Annotated in this window: 13 protein-coding genes and 1 pseudogene; 7 read left to right on the top strand and 7 right to left on the bottom strand. The window is 74.9% G+C overall.

From position 1 onward, the window contains the following. Window positions 1–369 precede the first annotated feature (369 nt). The 3 genes from OG617_RS31555 to OG617_RS31545 are packed head-to-tail and all read right to left on the bottom strand — an operon-like array spanning window position 370 to window position 2783. Complete coding sequence (locus OG617_RS31555) at window positions 370–834, bottom strand: hypothetical protein (protein ID WP_405096529.1); 465 nt, start codon at window positions 832–834, stop codon at window positions 370–372. Continuing rightward, window positions 809–1441, bottom strand: a complete 633-nt coding sequence (locus OG617_RS31550) for an RNA polymerase sigma factor (protein WP_405096528.1) — start codon at window positions 1439–1441, stop codon at window positions 809–811. Before OG617_RS31550 ends, OG617_RS31555 begins: the two co-directional genes overlap by 26 nt. A gap of 31 nt (window positions 1442–1472) precedes the next feature. Further along, window positions 1473–2783: a S8/S53 family peptidase gene (locus OG617_RS31545; RefSeq protein WP_405096527.1), complete on the bottom strand. Its 1311-nt coding sequence runs from the start codon at window positions 2781–2783 to the stop codon at window positions 1473–1475. Window positions 2784–2977: 194 nt separating this feature from the next. On the opposite strand from OG617_RS31545, the gene OG617_RS31540 reads away from it, so the two are divergent. Both OG617_RS31540 and OG617_RS31535 read left to right on the top strand, forming a co-directional pair. Beyond that, window positions 2978–5593: a CHAT domain-containing protein gene (locus OG617_RS31540; protein WP_405096526.1), complete on the top strand. Its 2616-nt coding sequence runs from the start codon at window positions 2978–2980 to the stop codon at window positions 5591–5593. Window positions 5594–5806: 213 nt separating this feature from the next. Beyond that, on the top strand, window positions 5807–6607 hold the full coding sequence (locus tag OG617_RS31535; RefSeq protein ID WP_396674361.1) for a S1 family peptidase: 801 nt from the start codon (window positions 5807–5809) through the stop codon (window positions 6605–6607). A gap of 62 nt (window positions 6608–6669) precedes the next feature. Here the strand turns inward: OG617_RS31535 and OG617_RS31530 are convergent, their stop codons facing one another. Next, window positions 6670–7959: a YncE family protein gene (locus OG617_RS31530; RefSeq protein ID WP_405096525.1), complete on the bottom strand. Its 1290-nt coding sequence runs from the start codon at window positions 7957–7959 to the stop codon at window positions 6670–6672. A gap of 180 nt (window positions 7960–8139) precedes the next feature. On the opposite strand from OG617_RS31530, the gene OG617_RS31525 reads away from it, so the two are divergent. Next, the gene (locus tag OG617_RS31525) at window positions 8140–9300 is read left to right on the top strand and encodes a helix-turn-helix domain-containing protein (protein WP_405096524.1); all 1161 of its coding nucleotides are present in this window, start codon (window positions 8140–8142) and stop codon (window positions 9298–9300) included. A gap of 51 nt (window positions 9301–9351) precedes the next feature. On the opposite strand, the gene OG617_RS31520 is transcribed toward OG617_RS31525, so the two are convergent. From OG617_RS31520 to OG617_RS31510, 3 genes are all read right to left on the bottom strand, one after another. Continuing rightward, a complete protein-coding gene (locus OG617_RS31520) occupies window positions 9352–10317 on the bottom strand; it encodes an N-acetylmuramoyl-L-alanine amidase (RefSeq protein WP_405096523.1) in 966 nt (321 codons plus the stop codon). Continuing rightward, entirely contained in the window at window positions 10317–10475 is a 159-nt protein-coding gene (locus OG617_RS31515) for a hypothetical protein (RefSeq protein ID WP_405096522.1), read from the bottom strand. Before OG617_RS31515 ends, OG617_RS31520 begins: the two co-directional genes overlap by 1 nt. 196 nt (window positions 10476–10671) lie before the next feature. Further along, a complete protein-coding gene (locus OG617_RS31510) occupies window positions 10672–12777 on the bottom strand; it encodes a penicillin acylase family protein (RefSeq protein ID WP_405104029.1) in 2106 nt (701 codons plus the stop codon). A 97-nt stretch (window positions 12778–12874) separates the two neighbouring features. Here OG617_RS31510 and OG617_RS31505 point away from each other — a divergent pair. The 4 genes and pseudogenes from OG617_RS31505 to OG617_RS31490 form a co-directional block, all read left to right on the top strand. Further along, window positions 12875–12985 (top strand): annotated as a pseudogene (locus tag OG617_RS31505) (siderophore-interacting protein); the annotation flags it as partial. A gap of 104 nt (window positions 12986–13089) precedes the next feature. Continuing rightward, window positions 13090–14589, top strand: coding sequence for an MFS transporter (locus OG617_RS31500; protein ID WP_405096521.1), 1500 nt, complete (start codon window positions 13090–13092; stop codon window positions 14587–14589). 373 nt (window positions 14590–14962) lie between these two features. Continuing rightward, window positions 14963–17155 (top strand): carbohydrate-binding module family 20 domain-containing protein, encoded by a 2193-nt coding sequence (locus OG617_RS31495; protein WP_405096520.1) that lies wholly within the window; start codon window positions 14963–14965, stop codon window positions 17153–17155. 366 nt (window positions 17156–17521) lie between these two features. Next, entirely contained in the window at window positions 17522–18082 is a 561-nt protein-coding gene (locus tag OG617_RS31490; protein WP_405096519.1) for a GNAT family N-acetyltransferase, read from the top strand. The last annotated feature ends 68 nt before the right edge of the window (window positions 18083–18150 follow it).

Raw genomic sequence — 18150 nt, 5'->3', positions numbered from 1 at the left:
TGCCTCCACCCTGTAGAGGCGGTCGGGAGACTGACAAGGCACTCGTCGTCCAGGACACCTGCCCCGGTTGTCCTGGCTGCTCAGGGCCGCTGTCCGGGACCGTCCGGGACAGCGTTGGCCCGCCGCTTCGGGTGGCGGCGGGCCCGGCCACGCGTCCCCGGGCGGCGGCGGACCGGCGTTGTCCCGGACAGCGTTTGTCCCGGGCAGCGTTTGTCCCGGGCGGCGGTGCACGGCCGCGCGTCGCCGGGCGGCGGTGCACGGCCGCGCGTTCCCGGGCGGCGGGGCGCGGGCGGCGGGCACGCGCCGCCCGCGATGTCGGATCCGAGGGAAGGGCGCCGCCAGGGGCGGGTGCCTGCCGGCCTGCCGGCCTCAGCCCAGGCTGACCCAGTCGGTGGCCACCGCGTACCCGTCGGCGCGGGCGGCGAGCCGGACCGGGCCGGCCGGGGGAGCGCCCAGCGAGAAGAAGCCCACCTCGTCGACCGGCGACTCGTCGTACTGGCCGGTGGCCGTGCGGGCGGTGACCCTACCGCCTCGGGCCGGGGAGAGCTGGCCGACGATGCCGGCGTCGCTCACCTCGATCTCCAGCACCACGGCGCCACTGCGGAAGGACAGGGTCCGCGCCGCGCTGCCCGAGCGGGTGAGCCCGGCGGGCTCGGCGTCGCACGCCGAGTCGAACATCAGCTCGGCGACCGCCAACTCGGCGTCCAATGTCCGCCAAGCGAACGCCGCCCGCGCGGCGGTCAGGAACTCCTCTGGGACGGGCCCGGCGTCCCACAGCGCCGCGCCCAGCTCCACGGTCAGGGCATCGTCATCGGCCGGCGGCCACGGCGCCATCGCGGTCACCCCCGTTCTTGTTGGGGCCGCGGCGGGCCCCGAGGAACGGGGCGAGCGCCGGGCAGTTACGCAGCTTGTGCAGACAACGACCCTGGGTGGGGCCGATGCTACCGACCGGCATCCCGAGTCGCTCGCCGATCTCCCGGTAACTGACCGGGGGGTCGGCCGTGAGCAGGGCCAGCAGCTCCTGGCAGCGGGGCGGGAGCTGGGCGAAGCCCTCCCGCAGCGCCTGCCCGCGTTCGGCCCGCAGCAGTTCCTCGTCCGGCGCCGGCGCGTCCACCGGCGGCCCGTGCCGGGCGTCGAGCGCGTCGTCGTACGGGTCGACCGGCTGGCTGCGCCGGCCGAGGCGGGACAGCCGGTAGCACTCCCGTCGGGCGGTGGTGGCCAGCCAGGCGGCCAGCGCCTGCGGGTCCCGCACCTGGTGCAGCCGCTCCACCAGGCGCAGCCAGACGGTCTGGTTGACGTCGGCGGCGTCGGCGCGGCTCATCCCGTGTGCCCGGATCACCGACACCACCAGCGGGGTGTAGCGGCGTACCAGCTCTGTCCAGGCCGCCTCGTCCCCACCGGCGGCGGCGGCGACCAGGCCGGTGGCGGTCGGGTCGCTCACCGGCGTGCCCCTTCGCCGTCCGGGCCGGATCTCACGAGACCAGCACCCCGTAGTCGGGGTGCCAGCGGGGGTTCGCGAGCAGCGCGATCCGGGCCGCGTCGGCGGTCAGGCCCCCGGCGACCATCATGGCCGCCAGCCGGCCGGAGACGTACGCCGTGGCGAACGAGGTGCCGGACCACCCGGCGAAGCCGTGGAACACCCGGGTCGGCCGCCCCGGCAGCGGCAGTTGGCCCTCGACGTACGTGCTGTCGTGCTCGCCGACCGCGCAGGCGTCGACCCACGGCCCGAAACCGCTGTACGCCGCCGGCACGATGCCGGTGCCGGCCCAGCTCACCGCGGCCACGCCGAGCACCCGACCCAGGGCGGCCGGCCAGGCCGGGCGGCTGGTGCCGGCGTTGCCGGCGGCGGCCACCACGGCGGTCTGCGCCGGCAGCGCGGCCACGGCGTTGACCAGGGGCAGCGGGGGCAGGTCGTCCTGGGTGAAGCCGCCCAGGGACAGGTTCACGATGGAGACCTGCGGCCCGAGGCGGGACATGGCGGCCACCAGCATCGCCTCGTCGCCGACGCCGGTGGGGTTCAGCGCCTGCTCCGGGTCGACGCGGACCCCGGGCGCGGCCTGCCGGACCACCCCGGCGACGAAGGTGCCGTGGCCGCCCTGCGCGGCCAGCACGGTCCCGGAGACGTAGAGAGCGTCCTCGTCGTCCGACTCCGGGAGATAGCTGCCGCCGAGCCACTGGGGGTGGTACGCGCCGGCCTGCTGCCAGATCCCGGTGTCGCAGACGCCGACGGTCACCCCGGCGCCCTCGCCGAGCCGGGCCGGGTCCGGCGGGGCCAGCGCGGCCACTGCCCGGGGCGGGCCGCCCGGGTTGCCCATGATGTTGCCCAGGCCCAGCAGCACGTGGTGCGGCTGGACCGCCGGGACCGGCTGGCCCGGCCACTGCTGGGGGTTGCGCAGCGCCGACACCACCGTGGGAATGTCGGTCTCCTTGGCGAACACCAGCCGGGTGACCCCGGCGAAGCCGGCGCCGACGGTCACCTGGTGCCCGCGCGAGCGCAGCCAGGTGGTGACCCGTTGGGCGTCGGCATTGGCCGCGAGCAACTGCCGGGGACGGTAGAGGAACTCCCGGCCCGCGACGGTGTGCCGGCGGACGTTCGGGTCGGCGGCCAGCGCGTCGGAGAAGGCGCGCTGGTACGCGTCGTCGTCGCCGGTGTCGCCGGCGGCGGCGGCCGGTCGCAGCGAGCTGCCCAGGGGTGCCGCCGCAACGAGCGCGCCGAGTGCCAGCAGCCGCCGACGGGACAGCCGGTCGGCCGGCGGCGGCGTGCGGGGGAGGTCAGACGGCACCGGTCCTCCAGGCGGTTGCGGGCGGCGCGATCGACGGTGTCCCCGGTGCGGGCGCCACAGCGCTTACCGGGCGTGGTCGATTCTTCCAAACCATTGTTGAATGTCAATGACGTGAATCGTCACCCCGATCCATGGAATTCCCACTCACCGCGTCCGCATTGACGCTGATCGGTTCATCGGGAACGCTGTCCGACATGGCGGACAGCGCCGATCCCGGTGCCGGAGCGGCCCAGGCCGCGCTCGACGCGGTGCAGCGCTACCCCCGCGAGGCGATCACCCTCGCGCAGCGGGTGCTCGCCGCCGGCCGCGCCGTCACCGGCGACGAGCGCTCCACCGCCGAGCGGGCCGTCGGCCTGGCCCTGCGGGAGCTCAACGACCTGCCCGGCGCGCTGCGTCACCTGCGCCGGGCGGTGCGGGCCGCCGCGACGCCCCGCACCCGCGCGCTGGCCCGGATGAGCCTCGGTTACGTGCTGGCCAACGCCGGCCGCACCGGCGCGGCCCTGCGCGCGGTGACCGCCGCCCTGCTGCCGCTCACCGGGGCCGACGCGGGGCGCGCCCGGATGCAGCGCGGCGTGGTGCTGCACTACCGGGGCCGCTACGACGAGGCGGTGCGCGACTACTCCCTCGCCGTCGAGATCGCCCAGCGCGAGGGTGACCCGCTGCTGGAGGCCCGGGCCCGCAACAACCGCGGCCTGCTCAACGCCCACCGGGGCGCCGGCCGGGGCCGTGACGACGACCTCGCCCGGTCGGCGGCGATCTTCCAGCGACTCGGGCTGGAACTCGCCGCCGCCGACGCCCGGTGGAACCTGGGCATCGCGGCGGGCCAGCGCGGCGACACCGTGGGCGCGCTGCGCTGCTTCGCCGAGGTCGAGCAGGAGTACCGCAGGCTGTCGGTGCCCCGGCCGGCGCTGCTGCTGGACCGGTTCGAGCTGCTGCTGTCGGTGCCGCTGCTCGACGAGGCGGTCGAGGTGGCCGGGGCGGCCGTGCGGGAGTTGGGCCGCCGGGGGATGGCCTCCGACCTGGCCGAGGCGCTGCTGGCCCAGGCTCGCGCCGCGCTGCTGACCGGGGACCTGGACACCGCCACCGACGCCGCAGCCCGGGCGCTGGTCCGATTCCGCCGCCAGGGCCGCCGCACCTGGGCCGCCTTCGCCCGGCACGTCGAGCTGCGCGCCGAGTTCCGCCGCGGCACCCGCTCGGCGGCGCTGCTCACCGCGCTGGTGCGTACCGCCGACCAGCTCGACGCCACCGGCTGGCCCGGCCCTGCGCTGACCACCCGGATCGACGCCGGCCGGCTGGCCGCCGCGCTCGGCCGCACGGAGAAGGCGGCGACCCTGCTGGGCCGGGCGGCGCGGGCCCGTCGGCGGGGCACCGCGCCGGGCCGGGCCCAGGGGTGGTACGCCCTGGCGCTGGCGTGCCGGCTCACCGGGGACGACCGCTCCGCCGCCCAGGCGCTGCGGCGCGGACTGGCCGTGCTGGACAGCCACCGGGCCTCGCTCGGCGCTACCGAGCTGCGGGCGCACAGCGGGGCGTACGGGCAGCAGTTGGCCGCCGAGGGACTGGACCTCGCGGTCCGGTCCGGCACTGCCGGCCGGGTCCTGGCCTGGGCGGAGCGGTGGCGGGCCAACGCCCTGCGCACCCGGCCGGCGCTGCCGCCCGAGGATCCGGACCTGGTCGCGGCGCTCAGCGAGCTTCGCCTGGTCAGCAGCCTGTTGGAGGACACCCTGCTCGCGGGCCGGCCGACGCACGCGCTGCGGGGCCGGCAGGCCCGGCTCGAACAGCGCATCAGGGACCTGGCCCGGCGCGCGCCCGGCGGTGGTGACGTGGCGGCCCCGCCGGGCGTCGCGGCGCTCGCCGCCCGGCTCGGCCCGCGCGTGCTGGTGGAGCTGGTGGCGCACGGAAACCGCCTGCGGGCGGTTTTGGTCCGCGACGGCCGGGCCAGCCTGCACGACCTCGGTCCGCTCGCCGAGGCGGTGGAGCAGGCCCGGCGGCACCGCTTCGGCCTGCGCCGGCTGGTCACCACCGGCGACACCGCAGCCGCCCGGGCCGGGGTCGGACACGCTGCGGCGGCGCTGGACCGGCAGCTGTTCGACCCGCTGCGCCGGCGGCTGGGCGACCGACCCCTGGTGGTCGTGCCGACTGCGGCGCTGCACGCGGTCCCGTGGTCCGGCCTGCCGACCTGCGCCGGCCGGCCGGTGACGGTGGCCCCGTCGGCCACGGTCTGGCTGCGCGCGGACGGCCGGGCGGCGCCCGACGGCGCGCCGGTGCTGGCAGCGGGCCCGCGCCTGCCGGCCGCGCGGACCGAGGTCGAGCTGCTCGCCCGCGAGCTGCCCGGCTCCCGGCTGCTCGCCGGGGCGGACGCCACCGCCGACGCGTTGACCGCCGCGCTGGACGGCGCCGGGCTGGCCCACATCGCCGCGCACGGCACCTTCCGGGCCGACAACCCGCTCTTCTCCGGCCTGGAGTTGGCCGACGGGCCGCTGCTCGCGTACGAGCTGGAACGGCTGCCCCGCCCGCCGGGCTGCGTGGTGCTCTCCGCGTGCGACTCGGGGCTGTCCGGGGTGCGCCCCGGCGACGAGGTGCTGGGCTTCACCGCCGTGCTGCTGGCGCTGGGCACCCGGTGCCTGGTGGCGACCGTGTTGCCGGTGCCGGCCGACCTCACCACCGCACTCATGCTGGACCTGCACCGGCGGATGCGCGCCGGCGTCGGTCCGGCGCGGGCCCTCGCCGACGCCCAGGCCGCGTTCGTGGCCACCGGCGACGGCTCCGCCGCGGCCACAGCCGCCGCCTTCGTCTGCTTCGGCGCCGGGTGAGCGGTGCCTGCGGTGCCCGGCCTGGCCCCGACGGCTCGGATTGGCTCGGGCGGCTCGGTCGCGCCGCCCGCCGGGGCCTCCGCCCGGCGCGTGGATAGCACCGTCGTATGACCCGGAGAGGATGATCAGAAATCCATATTCATCAATAGAATTTCCGTCATCCCGAACACGGTGCGTCCATCGGCGCGCCGGTCCCTCGATGCGGAGGAACATATGGTTCGCTGGCGCACCCTCACTGGCCTGTTGGCCGCCGCGCTGGTCGCGGTGACCGCGGGCAGCCTCACCCTCACCGCACCCGCCGCCGCCGCGCCGCCCGACGGCACGATGACCCCGAACGTCGTCGGTGGCACCCGGGCCACCCAGGGCGAGTTCCCGTTCATGGTGCGACTCTCGATGGGCTGCGGCGGGGCGCTCTACAGCCCCCGGCTGGTCCTCACCGCCGCCCACTGCGTGGGCGCCACCGGCGCCAACACCAGCATCACGGCCACCCTCGGCGCGGTCGACCTCCAGTCGAGCAGCCGGATCACCGTCCGGTCGAACTACGTCTACCGCGCCCCGGGCTACAACGGTTCCGGCAAGGACTGGGCGCTGATCCGGCTGGCCACCCCGGTCACCACCCTGGCCACCCTGCCGATCGCCACCAGCGGCGCGTACGACAGCGGCACCTTCACCATCGCCGGCTGGGGCGCGGCGCGGGAGGGTGGCGCGCAGCAGCGCTACCTGCTCAAGGCCACGGTGCCGTTCGTCAGCGACTCGGTCTGCAACTCGAACTACGGCGGCGACATCATCCCGGCCGAGGAGATCTGCGCCGGCTACGCCAGCGGCGGCACCGACACCTGCCAGGGTGACTCGGGTGGCCCGATGTTCCGCCGCGACGCCAGCAACGCCTGGATCCAGGTCGGCATCGTCAGCTGGGGCAACGGCTGCGCCCGCCCCAACTACCCGGGCGTCTACACCCAGGTGAGCTACTTCGCCTCCGCGATCGCCGCGGGCGCCGCGAGCCTCGGCGGCTGACCGGACGACAGCACGGTGCGGCCCGGCCGGTCCACCGGCCGGGCCGCACCCGTGCGCCGGGCCTATTGGACGGCCGGCGGCGTCCAGTCGCTCGGCAGGTGCCCGATCCGGACCCGCTGCGGGTGGTCGCCGACAGGCACGCTGGCCACCTTCTGGCCGGTGGCGAAGCTGATCGCGGTGACCCGATCCGCGCCCGACTCGGAGATGACGCAGTCGCGGCCGTCCCCGCTCACCGTCGACCAGTACGGCTTGCTCGCGGTGACCAGCGGGCCGGGGGCGAGGGTGGCCCGGTCGACGACGGTGGCGTAGTCGTCCATCGTGCCGGCGACGCAGAGTTTCGCGCCGCCGGGGCTGATCGACATGCCGTGGTGCCGGGAGTCGTTGACCCAGGTGGTGCGGTCCTCGCTGGTGTTCGGGTTCTTCGGCAGGGTGGCGACCCGGGTGATCTTGTCGGTGGCCACGTCGTACTCGACGAAGCCGTTGAAGAACGACACCTGGAAGTAGAGCTTGCGCTCGTCGGGGGTGAAGACCGCGGGCCGGACGGCGTCGGAGAGGTCGCTGCGGCCGAAGGCGTCCAGCCGGGGCCGCATGTCGATCTCCTTCACCGTCTGCAAGGTGCCGGCGTCGGCGATCGTGATGTGCCGGTCGCCCTTGGTCCAGTCCTGCGACGGGTCGTCGAGGGAGGTGTTCACCTCGCCGATGGACATGTTCCAGATGTGCCGGCCGCCGCCGGTGAAGAGGTTCTCGTGCGGCTTGTCGCCGGTGTCGAACGAGCCGACCTGCTGGCCGGTGTTGATGTCGAGGACGTGCACCTTGTTCGAGGTGGAGGCGGAGACCGCGACCCGGGTGCCGTCCGGCGAGACCGCCATGTGGTCGGAGCGGAACCCGGACACCGGGAACCGCCACCGCACCGCCCCGGTGCTCAGGTCGATCGAGACGACGTCGGCGAAGCTGGGCCGGGACGCCACCAGCGCGGTCCCGTCCGGGGCGGTGTACATGTCGTCGACGAGTTGGTCGTGCCCCTCGCCGGGCCCCTGCTGGATGCCCAGGTAGAACGCGAGTCTGATGGGGTTCAGGTAGATCTCCCAGAGCCGCTGCTGCTTGTCCGGGATGACGTTGATCCGGCCGAGGCGGGCGTAGTCGCCGCGCGGGCGGATGACGTCCACGGTGCCCTCCCAGTTGTTGCCGACGAACATCACCTCCGCCAGCCCGGCGGCGGCTGGAGCGGCGACGGCGGGGGTGGCGACGGCGGGGGTGGACGCGGCGGCGACGGCGAGGGCGAGGGCGGTGGCGAGGGCGCCGTACCGGCGGGGACGGTGGGCGCGCGGGGGCGCGGACGGTGCTGCGGTCATGGACTGCTCCTGGACGGTGGGTGGCCGTGGTGTGGGGCTCCGCGGCGCGGAGCGCGGTGTTACCTTGCGGTAACAGAAGGAAACCAACCGAAGCCGGACTCCCGGTAGGCGACGGGGGCCAAAACCCGGTCGGGTCGTTGTGGACGGGCCACAGCAGCCGCGGCCGAGGGGAGCGGGCCGATGGTGTTGACGGAGCGGGCCGGGCCCCTCGGCGCGTTGCTGCGCGAGCTGGCCGCGGACCGGCAGATCGTGGACGAGATGGTCGAGGCCGCCCGGGTGCACTCACCGGAGGTGGCGCGGCTGCCGCCGGCGGAGAACCGTCGGCACGTGGCGGCCCTGCTGGCCGCCGGGCTGGCCTCCTTCCAGCGCCTGGCGGAGCCCGGCGAGCGGGACTTCGCGGCGGCTCGGCGGCTCGGCGCCGACCGGGCCGCGCAGGGCGTCTCCGTCGCCGGCCTGCTGCGCGGGGTGCAGGCGGGCCGGCAGAAGGTGGTGGAGATCGCGCTCGACCGCGGCCGGGCCGCCGGGATACCCGACACCGCGCTGCTGGAGGCCCTGCTGGAGCTCGGCCGGTACACCGGCGCCCTGGAGCGTGCCCTGGTCGACGGCCACCACGCGGCGGAGCTGGAACTGCTCCGCACCCGGCGGGACTCCCGCAACCGGCTGCTGCGGCGGCTGCTGCTCGACGAGGCGGCCGACGGCCGGCCGGACGAGCTGGCCGCGTTCGGGCTGCGTTCCGACGGCCGGTACCACTGCGTGGTCACCGACCTGACCGACCCGGCCCGGATCCCGGCGGTGCGGCGGCAGTTCTGCGGGGGCGGGGGAGTCTTCGGCACGGTCGACGACCGACTCGCCGGCCTGGCCCCGCGGCTGCCGCCCGCCGACCTGGCCGACGCGGCCATGCTCGTGGTGGCCGCCCCGGCCCGACCGCTGGCCGAGGCCCCGGCCGTGCACCGGCTGTGCGTGGCCGCCCTGCGCGTGGCCGCCCGGGCCGGGCTGCGCGGCCTGCACGGGGTGGTCGACCTGGCCGGCGAGACCGCGCTGGCTGCCCAGCCGGAGCTGGCCGGGCTGGTCAGCGCGGAGCTGCTCGGCGCCCTCGACCCGGCCGACGACTTCCACCGGCAGCTCGCCTCGACCGCGCTGGTCTACCTGGACCACGGGCAACGGCTGGACCTGACGGCCGCCGCCCTGCACCTGCACCCGAACACCGTCCGCTACCGGCTGCGCCGGTTGCAGGAGCTCACCGGGCTGCCGCCGACCCTCGCGGAGCCGGGCGGGCGGTGGCCGGTGCCGCAGACCGTGCGGTGGTGGTGGGCGCTGCGGACCTGGCTGGGGCAGGAGTGAGGCGTACCGCCGGTCCGGGCCGTACGCCTCACCCACCCCCCTGCGGTGGCCTCAGGCGATCCGGGTGAGCCGGACCGCGTCGGCGATGACCAGTCCGGCGGCGGAGGTCCACCGGCTGACCCCGACGCGGTTGGCGTCCCCGGCCGGCAGGGCGAACGTGCCGAGGGAACGCCACTGTCCGCCGGTGGCGCGCTGGTCGACGTTGACGGTCCGGTTGCCGGCGGTGGTGGCCACGATGTACGGCGTGGCGCTGTTGTAGCCCGCGTTCGCCGGCCACCAGGCGTCGATCCGGTAGCTCCCGGTCGCCGGGACGTTTACCCGGTACCAGGCGACGTCGCTGGACTGCACCGGATCGGCGTAGCGGTAGTCGGCGCCGTACCGCTGCCCCGAGTACGACGAGACGCCCCAGTTGGCGCTGGCGGTGAACCGCCCGGCGGTGGTGTTGTCCACGATCGTGCTCCACGCGCTCCCGCCGGACATCCGGGCGGCGACGTCGGCGCGCATCACGTCGAGGTCGATGAACGACGGGTCGATCTTGCCGGAGGTGCTGGTCTCGCGGTGGCCCCGGGCGTGGCTGGCGTCCCGGCCCAGGCGGGTGAGCACCGCGGCGGTGGCGGCGACGCACGCGCTGTACTGGGCGCTGGTCATCTCCTGGTTGACGCCGTTGTAGTCGATCTCCCAGCCGATCATCAGGGTGTTGCCGTCGCCGGCCGGGATCGGGCCGCTGCCGCGGCTGGCGCCGGCGTGGTTGCACCGGCCGGCGGAGATCAGGTGGAACACGCCGTTGTAGTCGACCAGGGCCTGGCAGAGCGGGCCGGCCAGGTCGGAGCGGCCGTTGATGCAGATGTTCAGCGCCGGGTGCGGGTTGGTGGCGCTGGAGGTGGACGCGGTGTGGTGCCACAGCACCCCGATCGGGGCGAAGTCGCCCGGTCGCGCCCGATTGCGCCAGTCGCCCTCCTCGACGACCTGCACGCCCGCGGCCCGCAGCACGTCGGCGAGCCAGAGGACTGTGGCCATCAGGACGACTTGAGCAGGTCGGCCAGGCACTCGGCCTGCCCGGCGGCGCGGGCCGGGGCGGGCCGGGCGGTGGCGGTGACGGTGAACGCGGCGGCCAGCAGGGCCGGCAGGCCGAGCAGGCGGCGACGCCGCAGGGTGGCGGAGGGGGAGGTGGCCACGGCACTCCTCGGTGAAGGACGGGGGGACCCGTCGATCGACGATCACGATGACGGGCACGCTATACCGTCACGAGAGTCGATGTCGACACCCTTCGACCCCTGAGATCATCATGAAACTTTCTGCCCGATCCGGCTCGACGACCACTCGCTGCCGGGTCGGGTCGCGGAAGAGGAACCGCGCCGGTGACCTGGTGTGTCACGGTTTCCTCGGCTCCTGCTCGGGGGTGAGCTGCTCCCAGTCGGTGACCACCGGGATCAGCTCGCCGGCGGCCCACAGTGGCAGCTGGTCGTCGAAGTGCGGGTCGTCGGGGCTGCCGGAGGTGCCGAACGGCACCACCCACCGGCTGTCCGCCCGATCGGTCAGGTCCCAGACGTAGCGGGCGACCGGGCCCCGCCAGCAGGCGTCGGAGAGCCCGGGGACGCTGCTCGTGGCCAGTACGCAGTCGGCGTCGCCGGAGAGCGCCACGCGCTCGCGCATCTCCTCCACCGCGACGTCGACCTCCATGGCCACCGACAGGTGCACCGGGTGCAGGACGTGCCGCCGCCCCCAGGCGCCGGGCGGGTCGCCGTGCGCCACCTCCTCGAGCGCGGCGGCGGCCACGGGCCCCACGTCGACGCCGAGGCGGTCCAGCCCCGCCACCACGGCGTCGAGGGCGTGGCCGATGCGGCCCAGGGGGTTGGTCCACGCCGCGAACAGCTCGTCGTACGCGCCCTCAGCGCGCAGCGGGCGCAGCCGTGGGTGCTCGTGCAGCCCTCGGGCCAGCGCCGCCCGCCAGGCGGCGAACGCGCCGGCGTCGGTGCTGTCGGCGCGCATCCGCCCGTCCCAGGCGGCCAGCCGGTCGCGCAGTGCCCGGGCCGGCGCGCTGAGGGCGTCGGCGTCGAGGCGGTCGAGCGCGCCGCGCAGGACGGCGGCGTCCAGCCGGTCGTCGGTGTGCACGGTGGACGGCTCGGCCCCGGCCGCCAGCAGCGTACGGATGCGCCGGGCGCGGTGCGGCGGGGCGAAGTCGACGCCGAGCGCCGCCACGTCGGGCCGGCGGTCGTTGGCGCAGACCGCAGGCCCGGTCACCGCGGTCCGGGGCATCGGGGCGTACTCGCCGGTCCAGTGGTAGCGCGGCTCCCAGCCGGGCACCGGCTCCCGCCGGCACCGCTCGTCGCGGACCGGGACGAGGCCGGTGACGAGCTGGGCGACCGCCCCCGACCGGTCGGCGACGAGCACGCTGTTGACCGGCTCGACCCAGCGGCGCAGCGCCGTGGCGACGTCGTCGACGGTCCGCGACCGCAGCAGCGGCAGCAGCGCGTCGAAGCCGAGGCGCTGCTCGACCCGGGCGGGGGTGCGCAGGCTGATCGCCTCGCCGGTGTGCCGGTCCTCGTCGACGACGGGGCCCCGGGGCGTCTCGATCACCTCGACCTGCACCGGGTCGCCCCCGCGTACCCGGATGTGCTCGACGTGGCGGCGGGCCGGCCCCCAGCCGTCGGCCTCGCGCACCAGGACCCGGTCGCCGTCGCGGCGCAACCGTTCCCGGTAGAGGTCCTGGTAGTCGGCCATCGCGTTGGTCACCGCCCAGGCCACCTCGCCGGCGTGGCCGAAGTGCGGCAGGCCGGGGACGCCGGGGAAGGCGAACCCGAGCACGTCGAACTCAGGGCAGGCCAGCCGCACCTGGTGGTAGATGCCGGGAAGTTCGAGGATCCGGTGTGGATCGCCGGCGATGACCGGGCCCCGCCCGGTGGCCGGGTCGGCGGGCATGGCCCAGGCGTTGCTGCCTGAACCGGCCGGCGGCTCGGCACTGAACAGCCCGGCCGCTGCCGGCCCGAGGGTGGCGGCGACGTGCGCGTGCCACAGCTTGTTCGGGAAGGTCGAGAACAGCACGTGCTGCACCAGGAAGACCCCGAGCGGGGACCACGGCCGCCACCGGCCGGGGGCGCAGCCGGCCGCCGCGAACTCCGGGGCCCCGGCGGCCCCCTCGGTGAGCCCGTCGTTGACCCCCTGGGCGTACGCGGCGACCCAGCGCCGGGTGGTGGGGTCGAGCCGGACGAAGCAGCGCCGGGCGGTGTCGTCGAGGCGGGCCCGGCGGGCGAACCGGTCCCAGCCCACCTCTGCGGGCCCGACGTGCTGGGCGAGCCGGCCCTCGGAGCGCCACCGCTCCACCTCGATCTGCCACGCCCGGTCGAGCGCCGCCGCCCGGCCCTGGAGGCGGGCCAGTTCGTCCACCGTGTCCGCCCACAGGTGCGCCACGCCCCAGGCGTCGCGACGGATGCCGGCCGTCCGGGCGTGCGGCGCGCACGACGCCGCAGGCTCCCACAACAGTTTCAACTAGGTTACCCTCCCCTAACTTAGGCCGACCTTACTGGAGGGGTGCGTGAAACGGAACCGGGAAGCTCTGGTAGTACGCGCGATGGGCGGACGGACCTTCCGGCTGCCCGACCCGGCCCCGCGCCACCCCTACCCGGTCGGCGACGCCGCGTCCCTGCCTGCGGTGAACAGCCTGCCGGACGCCGCCGCGGACAATCCGGAGCGGCCGGTGAGGTCACCCCTCGGCACACTCGCCGCCCGCCACGTCCCGGTGCTCGCCGCGAGTTGAGCGGTCCGACCGCTTCCCTTCCGCCCAGGAGCGCCATGAGCCTGCCCGAACCCGCCGTCCGGACGCTGCCCGTCCCCGCCCGCCCGTTGCCCACCCGGTGGCTGATCCTCGCCGTGCTCTGCCTCGCCCAGGTCACCGTGGTGCTCGACAACACCGTGTTGACCGTGGCGGTGCCCGTGCTCACCGCCGAACTGGGCGCCAGCACCGCCGACGTGCAGTGGACCATCAACGCGTACGCGCTGGTGCAGTCCGGACTGCTGCTCACCGCGGGTAGCGCCGTCGACCGGTACGGCCGGCGCCGGCTGCTGCTGGCCGGCCTCGTCCTGTTCGGCGCCGGCTCGGCGGCCGCGGCGCTCGCCCAGTCCACCGGGCAGCTCATCGCGGCCCGGGCCGGCATGGGCGTCGGCGGCGCTCTGCTCGTCACCGCCACCCTCGCCGTGGCGATGCAGGTCTTCGACGCCGCCGAGCGGCCCCGGGCGATCGGCATCTGGGCGGCGGCCAGCGCGCTGGGCTTCGCGGCCGGGCCGCCCGTCGGCGGGCTCATCCTCGCCCGCTTCCCGTGGGAGGCGATCTTCCTGGTCAACGTCCCGATCGTGGCGGTCTGCCTGGTGGCCGCCGGGCTCCTGGTGCCGGAGTCCCGCAGCCCGTCCGGCGGTCGCCTCGACCTCGGCGGGGTGGTGCTGTCCACGGCCGGCCTCACCGCCGTGGTGTACGCGATCATCGCCGGCCCCGACCGGGGCTGGGGCTCCGCACCGGTGCTCGGCACGGCCGCTGGGGGAGTGCTGTTGCTCGCCGCGTTCGTGTGGTGGGAACGGCGGATCGCCCACCCCATGCTGGACATGGGCTTCTTCCGGGACCGCCGCTTCGTCGGCGCGGTCTCCGGGGTCGTCCTGATCACCTTCGGCGCCACCGGCGCGCTGTTCCTGCTGACCCAGCACCTCCAGTTCGTGCGCGGGTACCCGGCCTGGGAGGCCGGTCTGCGGATGGTGCCGTTCGCGCTGTCCATCGTCGTGCTCAACCTCGCCGGCATCGCCGCCCGGCTGATCCACCGGCTCGGCACGGCCGGGGCCATCGCCGTCGGCATGACCCTGCTCTCCGGCGGCCTGCTGTTCGTCACCCACGCCCCGGGGGACGGCTACGGCGTGCTGCTGGCCGGCCTGCTCACCATGGGCACCGGCTGCGCCCTGGCCAACCCGGCGATCGTGGAGGCGGTGATGAGCGCGATCCCGCCGGAGAAGGCCGGCGCGGGCGCCGGCGTGGACGGCACGATGACGGAGGTCGGCAGCAGCCTCGGCGTCGCCGTCCTGGGCGCCGTGCTGAACGCCCGGTTCGCGGCGCTGCTGCCCGCCGCGCTGGCCGGCGCCGGGTCCTTCCCGGCGGCGCTGGCCGCCGCCCGGACCGACGCGGACCGGGCCGAGGTCGCAGACGCCTTCCGCGCCGCGTCGGAGTCCGGGCAGACGGTGGGCGCGGGCGCCGTCCTGGCCGGCGGCCTGCTCGCCGCCTGGTTGCTGCGCCGCGCCCAGCGGGCCGGCTGAGGCGCCCCGACCCCGCGCCGGTCTCCCGGACACCGGTCGCCGCAACGGGCCTGAAAATTTCTGGAAGGTCTTGCGGACGAAGTTACGGCGGTCCGCGGGGCGCGTCAAGGCCGCCCAGTGCCTTCCGGTCACTGCCCAGCCCCCCTGTCGACCAGCGAAGACGCTCGTCGATCGCCGCGCCGGCAGGGCCCGGGGCGGCGAGCGCCTCCGGCCGGCGTGGCGCTCGTGTGGCGGCGATGTTGCCGACGGGTTTCAAAAATCTTGCCGCAAGGTCTTGCAATTGCTTTCAGAAATCCCGCATCGTCTTGCTACCCGGACGGCAGTCCACTCTCGCCAGTACCTCTTCGACCCCCGGAAGAAGGTCCTCCCCGCCATGGAATCCGTGAGTCCACACCCGCGTGGCCGCGTCGGTCGCCTGCTGCTCGCCGCTGCGGTCGTCGCGGCCGGCGCGACGCCGGTCATCGTCGCCGCTACCACCACCGCCACCCCCGCCCGCGCCGCCGCCGCCCTCAACGACAGCGAGGTGACGGCGAACCTGTGGGAGTGGAACTGGACGTCCGTCTCCGCCGCCTGCACCAACCACCTCGGCCCCGCCGGATACGGCGCGGTCCAGGTCGCCCCGCCGCAGGAGTCGGTCAGCCTGCCCAACAGCATCGACGGCGTGCACCCCTGGTACGAGGTGTACCAGCCGGTGTCGTACAAGCTGGAGAGCCGCTTCGGCACCCGGGCGCAGTTCGCCGCCATGGTCACCGCCTGCCACGACGCCGGCGTGCGGGTGTACGTCGACGCGGTCGTCAACCACATGGCCGGCGCGAACAACCCCGAGGAGATCGTCGGCTACGCCGGCACGGACTTCTCCGGCCCCGGCTACAGCTTCCCGGCCGTGCCCTACGGCAACGGGGACTTCCACCGGCCGGGCGACAACTGCCCGACCAGCGGCGGGATCAACGACTGGAACAACGAGGCCCAGGTGACCAGCTGCGAGCTGCTGGCCCTGACGGACCTGTACACCGAGAAGGACAGCGTCCGCACGAAGGTCGCCGGCTTCCTCAACGACATGCTCGGCCTCGGCGTCGACGGGTTCCGGGTCGACGCGGTCAAGCACATCAAGAAGGACGACTTCGCGGCGATCATCGGCAAGCTCCGCAACACCGTGGCCGAGAACAAGCGCCCGTACATCGCGCAGGAGATCTTCGACGGCGCCGGCAACGACGCGCTCAAGGCGCGGGCGTTCATCGGCAACGGCGACGTGCTCGACTTCGCGTACGCCAAGGGCCTCAGGTCCGCCTTCCAGGGCTCGATCTCCACCCTCGCCAACCTCCCGAGCTGGAACCTCGACGCCCCGAGTGCCAACGTCTTCGCCATGGTCACCAACCACGACCTGGAGCGCGACGGGGTCGTGCTGTCCTACAAGAACGGCACCGACTACACCCTGGCCAACTACTTCGCCCTGGCCTACCCGCACGGCAAGCCCTCGGTCTACGACAGCTTCTCCTGGAACGGCCGCAACCAGTCCCCGCCGGCCAATGGCAGCGGCTACGTCACCGACACCGCCTGTGGCGCCGCCTGGAACTGCCTGACCCAGTCCACCGGCGTCAAGGGCATGGTCGGCTGGGCCAACGCCGCCCGGTCGGTCAAGAGCGTGTCGGACTTCACCACCGTCAACAGCAACGTCATCGGCTTCCACCGGGGCGACCGCGCCTGGTTCGGCGTCAACGACTCCGGCAGCGCCTCCACCGCCACGTTCACCACCGGCCTCGCCGACGGCCAGTACTGCGACGTCGTCTCCGGCCCCGCCACCGGGTCCGGCTGCGCCGGCGGCACGGTGACCGTCTCCGGCGGCCGGGCCACCGTGACCATCCCCGCCAACAACGCGGTCGCGATCCACGTCAACGCCCGGCCCGGCGGCGCCACCCCGTCGCCCACCGCGTCGCCCACGGTCACCCCGACGGTCATCCCCACCGACAAGGTCACCACGACCTTCACCGTCGCCGCGAACCCGGCCGCCGACCAGGAGGTCTACGTCGTCGGCAGCATCCCCGCCCTCGGCTCCTGGGCCCCGGCCAGCGCTGTCAAGCTGACCGCCCAGGGCAACAACACGTACCAGGCGGTAATCGACCTGCCGCAGTCCACGGGGGTGGAGTACAAGTTCATCAAGAAGACCGCGGCCGGCTCCGTCACCTGGGAGAACGGCGCCAACCGCTCCTTCACCACCCCGGAGGGCGGCACCTACACGGTGAACGAGACCTTCCGCGGCGACACCGACACCGGTGGGCAGATCGCCGCCTCGTTCCACGCCACCGTCACCACCTCCTACGGCCAGAACGTCTACGTCGTCGGCAACATCGCTGCCCTCGGCGGCTGGAACCCGTCCAACGCCGTGGCGCTCTCCTCGGCCGACTACCCGGTCTGGCGGGCCACGCTGAACCTGCCCCCGAACACGGCGGTGGAGTACAAGTACATCAAGAAGAATCCAAACGGCTCCGTCACCTGGGAGAACGGCGGTAACCGCACCTTCACCACCCCGGCCAGCGGCACCCGGACCAGCACCGACACCTGGCGGTAGGCGACCTACCGCCCCCTGCGACGCGGGGTGGCCGGCTCCCCGGAGCCGGCCACCCCGTCGGTGGTCGCGGGCCGGCCGGGACCGTCCGACGCGGCCACGAGGAGGGCTGCCGAAGACCCTGACGCTGATCGTGCCGAAGCCACGCACGACGGCCGGCGGCGGCAGCAACTCCTCGCCTCCGCGACGCGGGAGGGCTTCCCGGGCGGGCGGTGGACCGTGGCGCGCGCCGGACGGTCTAGGCTAGCGTGTCCTGACTTTCCGTCACGGTGCCGCGCCGTGGGTGGTGACGGCGGCCGGTGCCGTCAGCATGGCGGGCCGCCGGCCGGACGGCGGCCCGCGCCGGCGCCGGCCCCATCGAGGAGAGACATGACGACTGCCCCGACCTCCTACTCGCGGCGCATCGAGGGATTCGGCGAGGTGCTCATCCGGCCCGTGCGGCCGGCCGAGGACATCGCTGTGCTCCACGACTGGGTCACCCGGGAACGTTCGCGGTTCTGGGGCATGCTCGACGCCAGCCGCGAGCGGGTGCTGGAGATCTACGAGTACCTGGACTCGCTCGCCACGCACCACGCCTACCTGATCCACCGGGACGGCCGGCCGGTGGCGCTGTTCCAGACGTACGAGCCGGCGGCCGACCCGGTGGGGGAGTGCTACGACGTCCAGCCCGGCGACTTCGGCATCCACCTGATGATCGGGCCGCCGGACGGCGGCACCGAGCCGGGCTTCACCGCCGTCCTGCTCGACGCCTTCCTCGCCTTCGTGCTGGCCGACCCGGGCCGGTTGCGCATCGTGGTGGAGCCCGACGCGCGCAACGACAAGGCGATCGCCCGGCTGACCCGCGCAGGCTTCGTGCCGGGGCCGCAGATCGACCTGCCGGAGAAGCGGGCCCAACTGCTCTTCCTGGGCCGGGCCGCCGCGCTCGGGTGACCCGCCGGCGGGTGCCGTCCGGCCTGGTCAGGGCGGTGGCCGTCGCCCGTAGGTGGGAAGGCCGCACC

Source organism: Micromonospora sp. NBC_01412, assembly GCF_045040215.1.
GTDB classification, from domain to species: domain Bacteria; phylum Actinomycetota; class Actinomycetes; order Mycobacteriales; family Micromonosporaceae; genus Micromonospora; species Micromonospora rubida.
The sequence above is the reverse complement of the archived record's forward strand: the minus strand, read 5'-3'. Positions and strand labels throughout refer to the sequence as shown.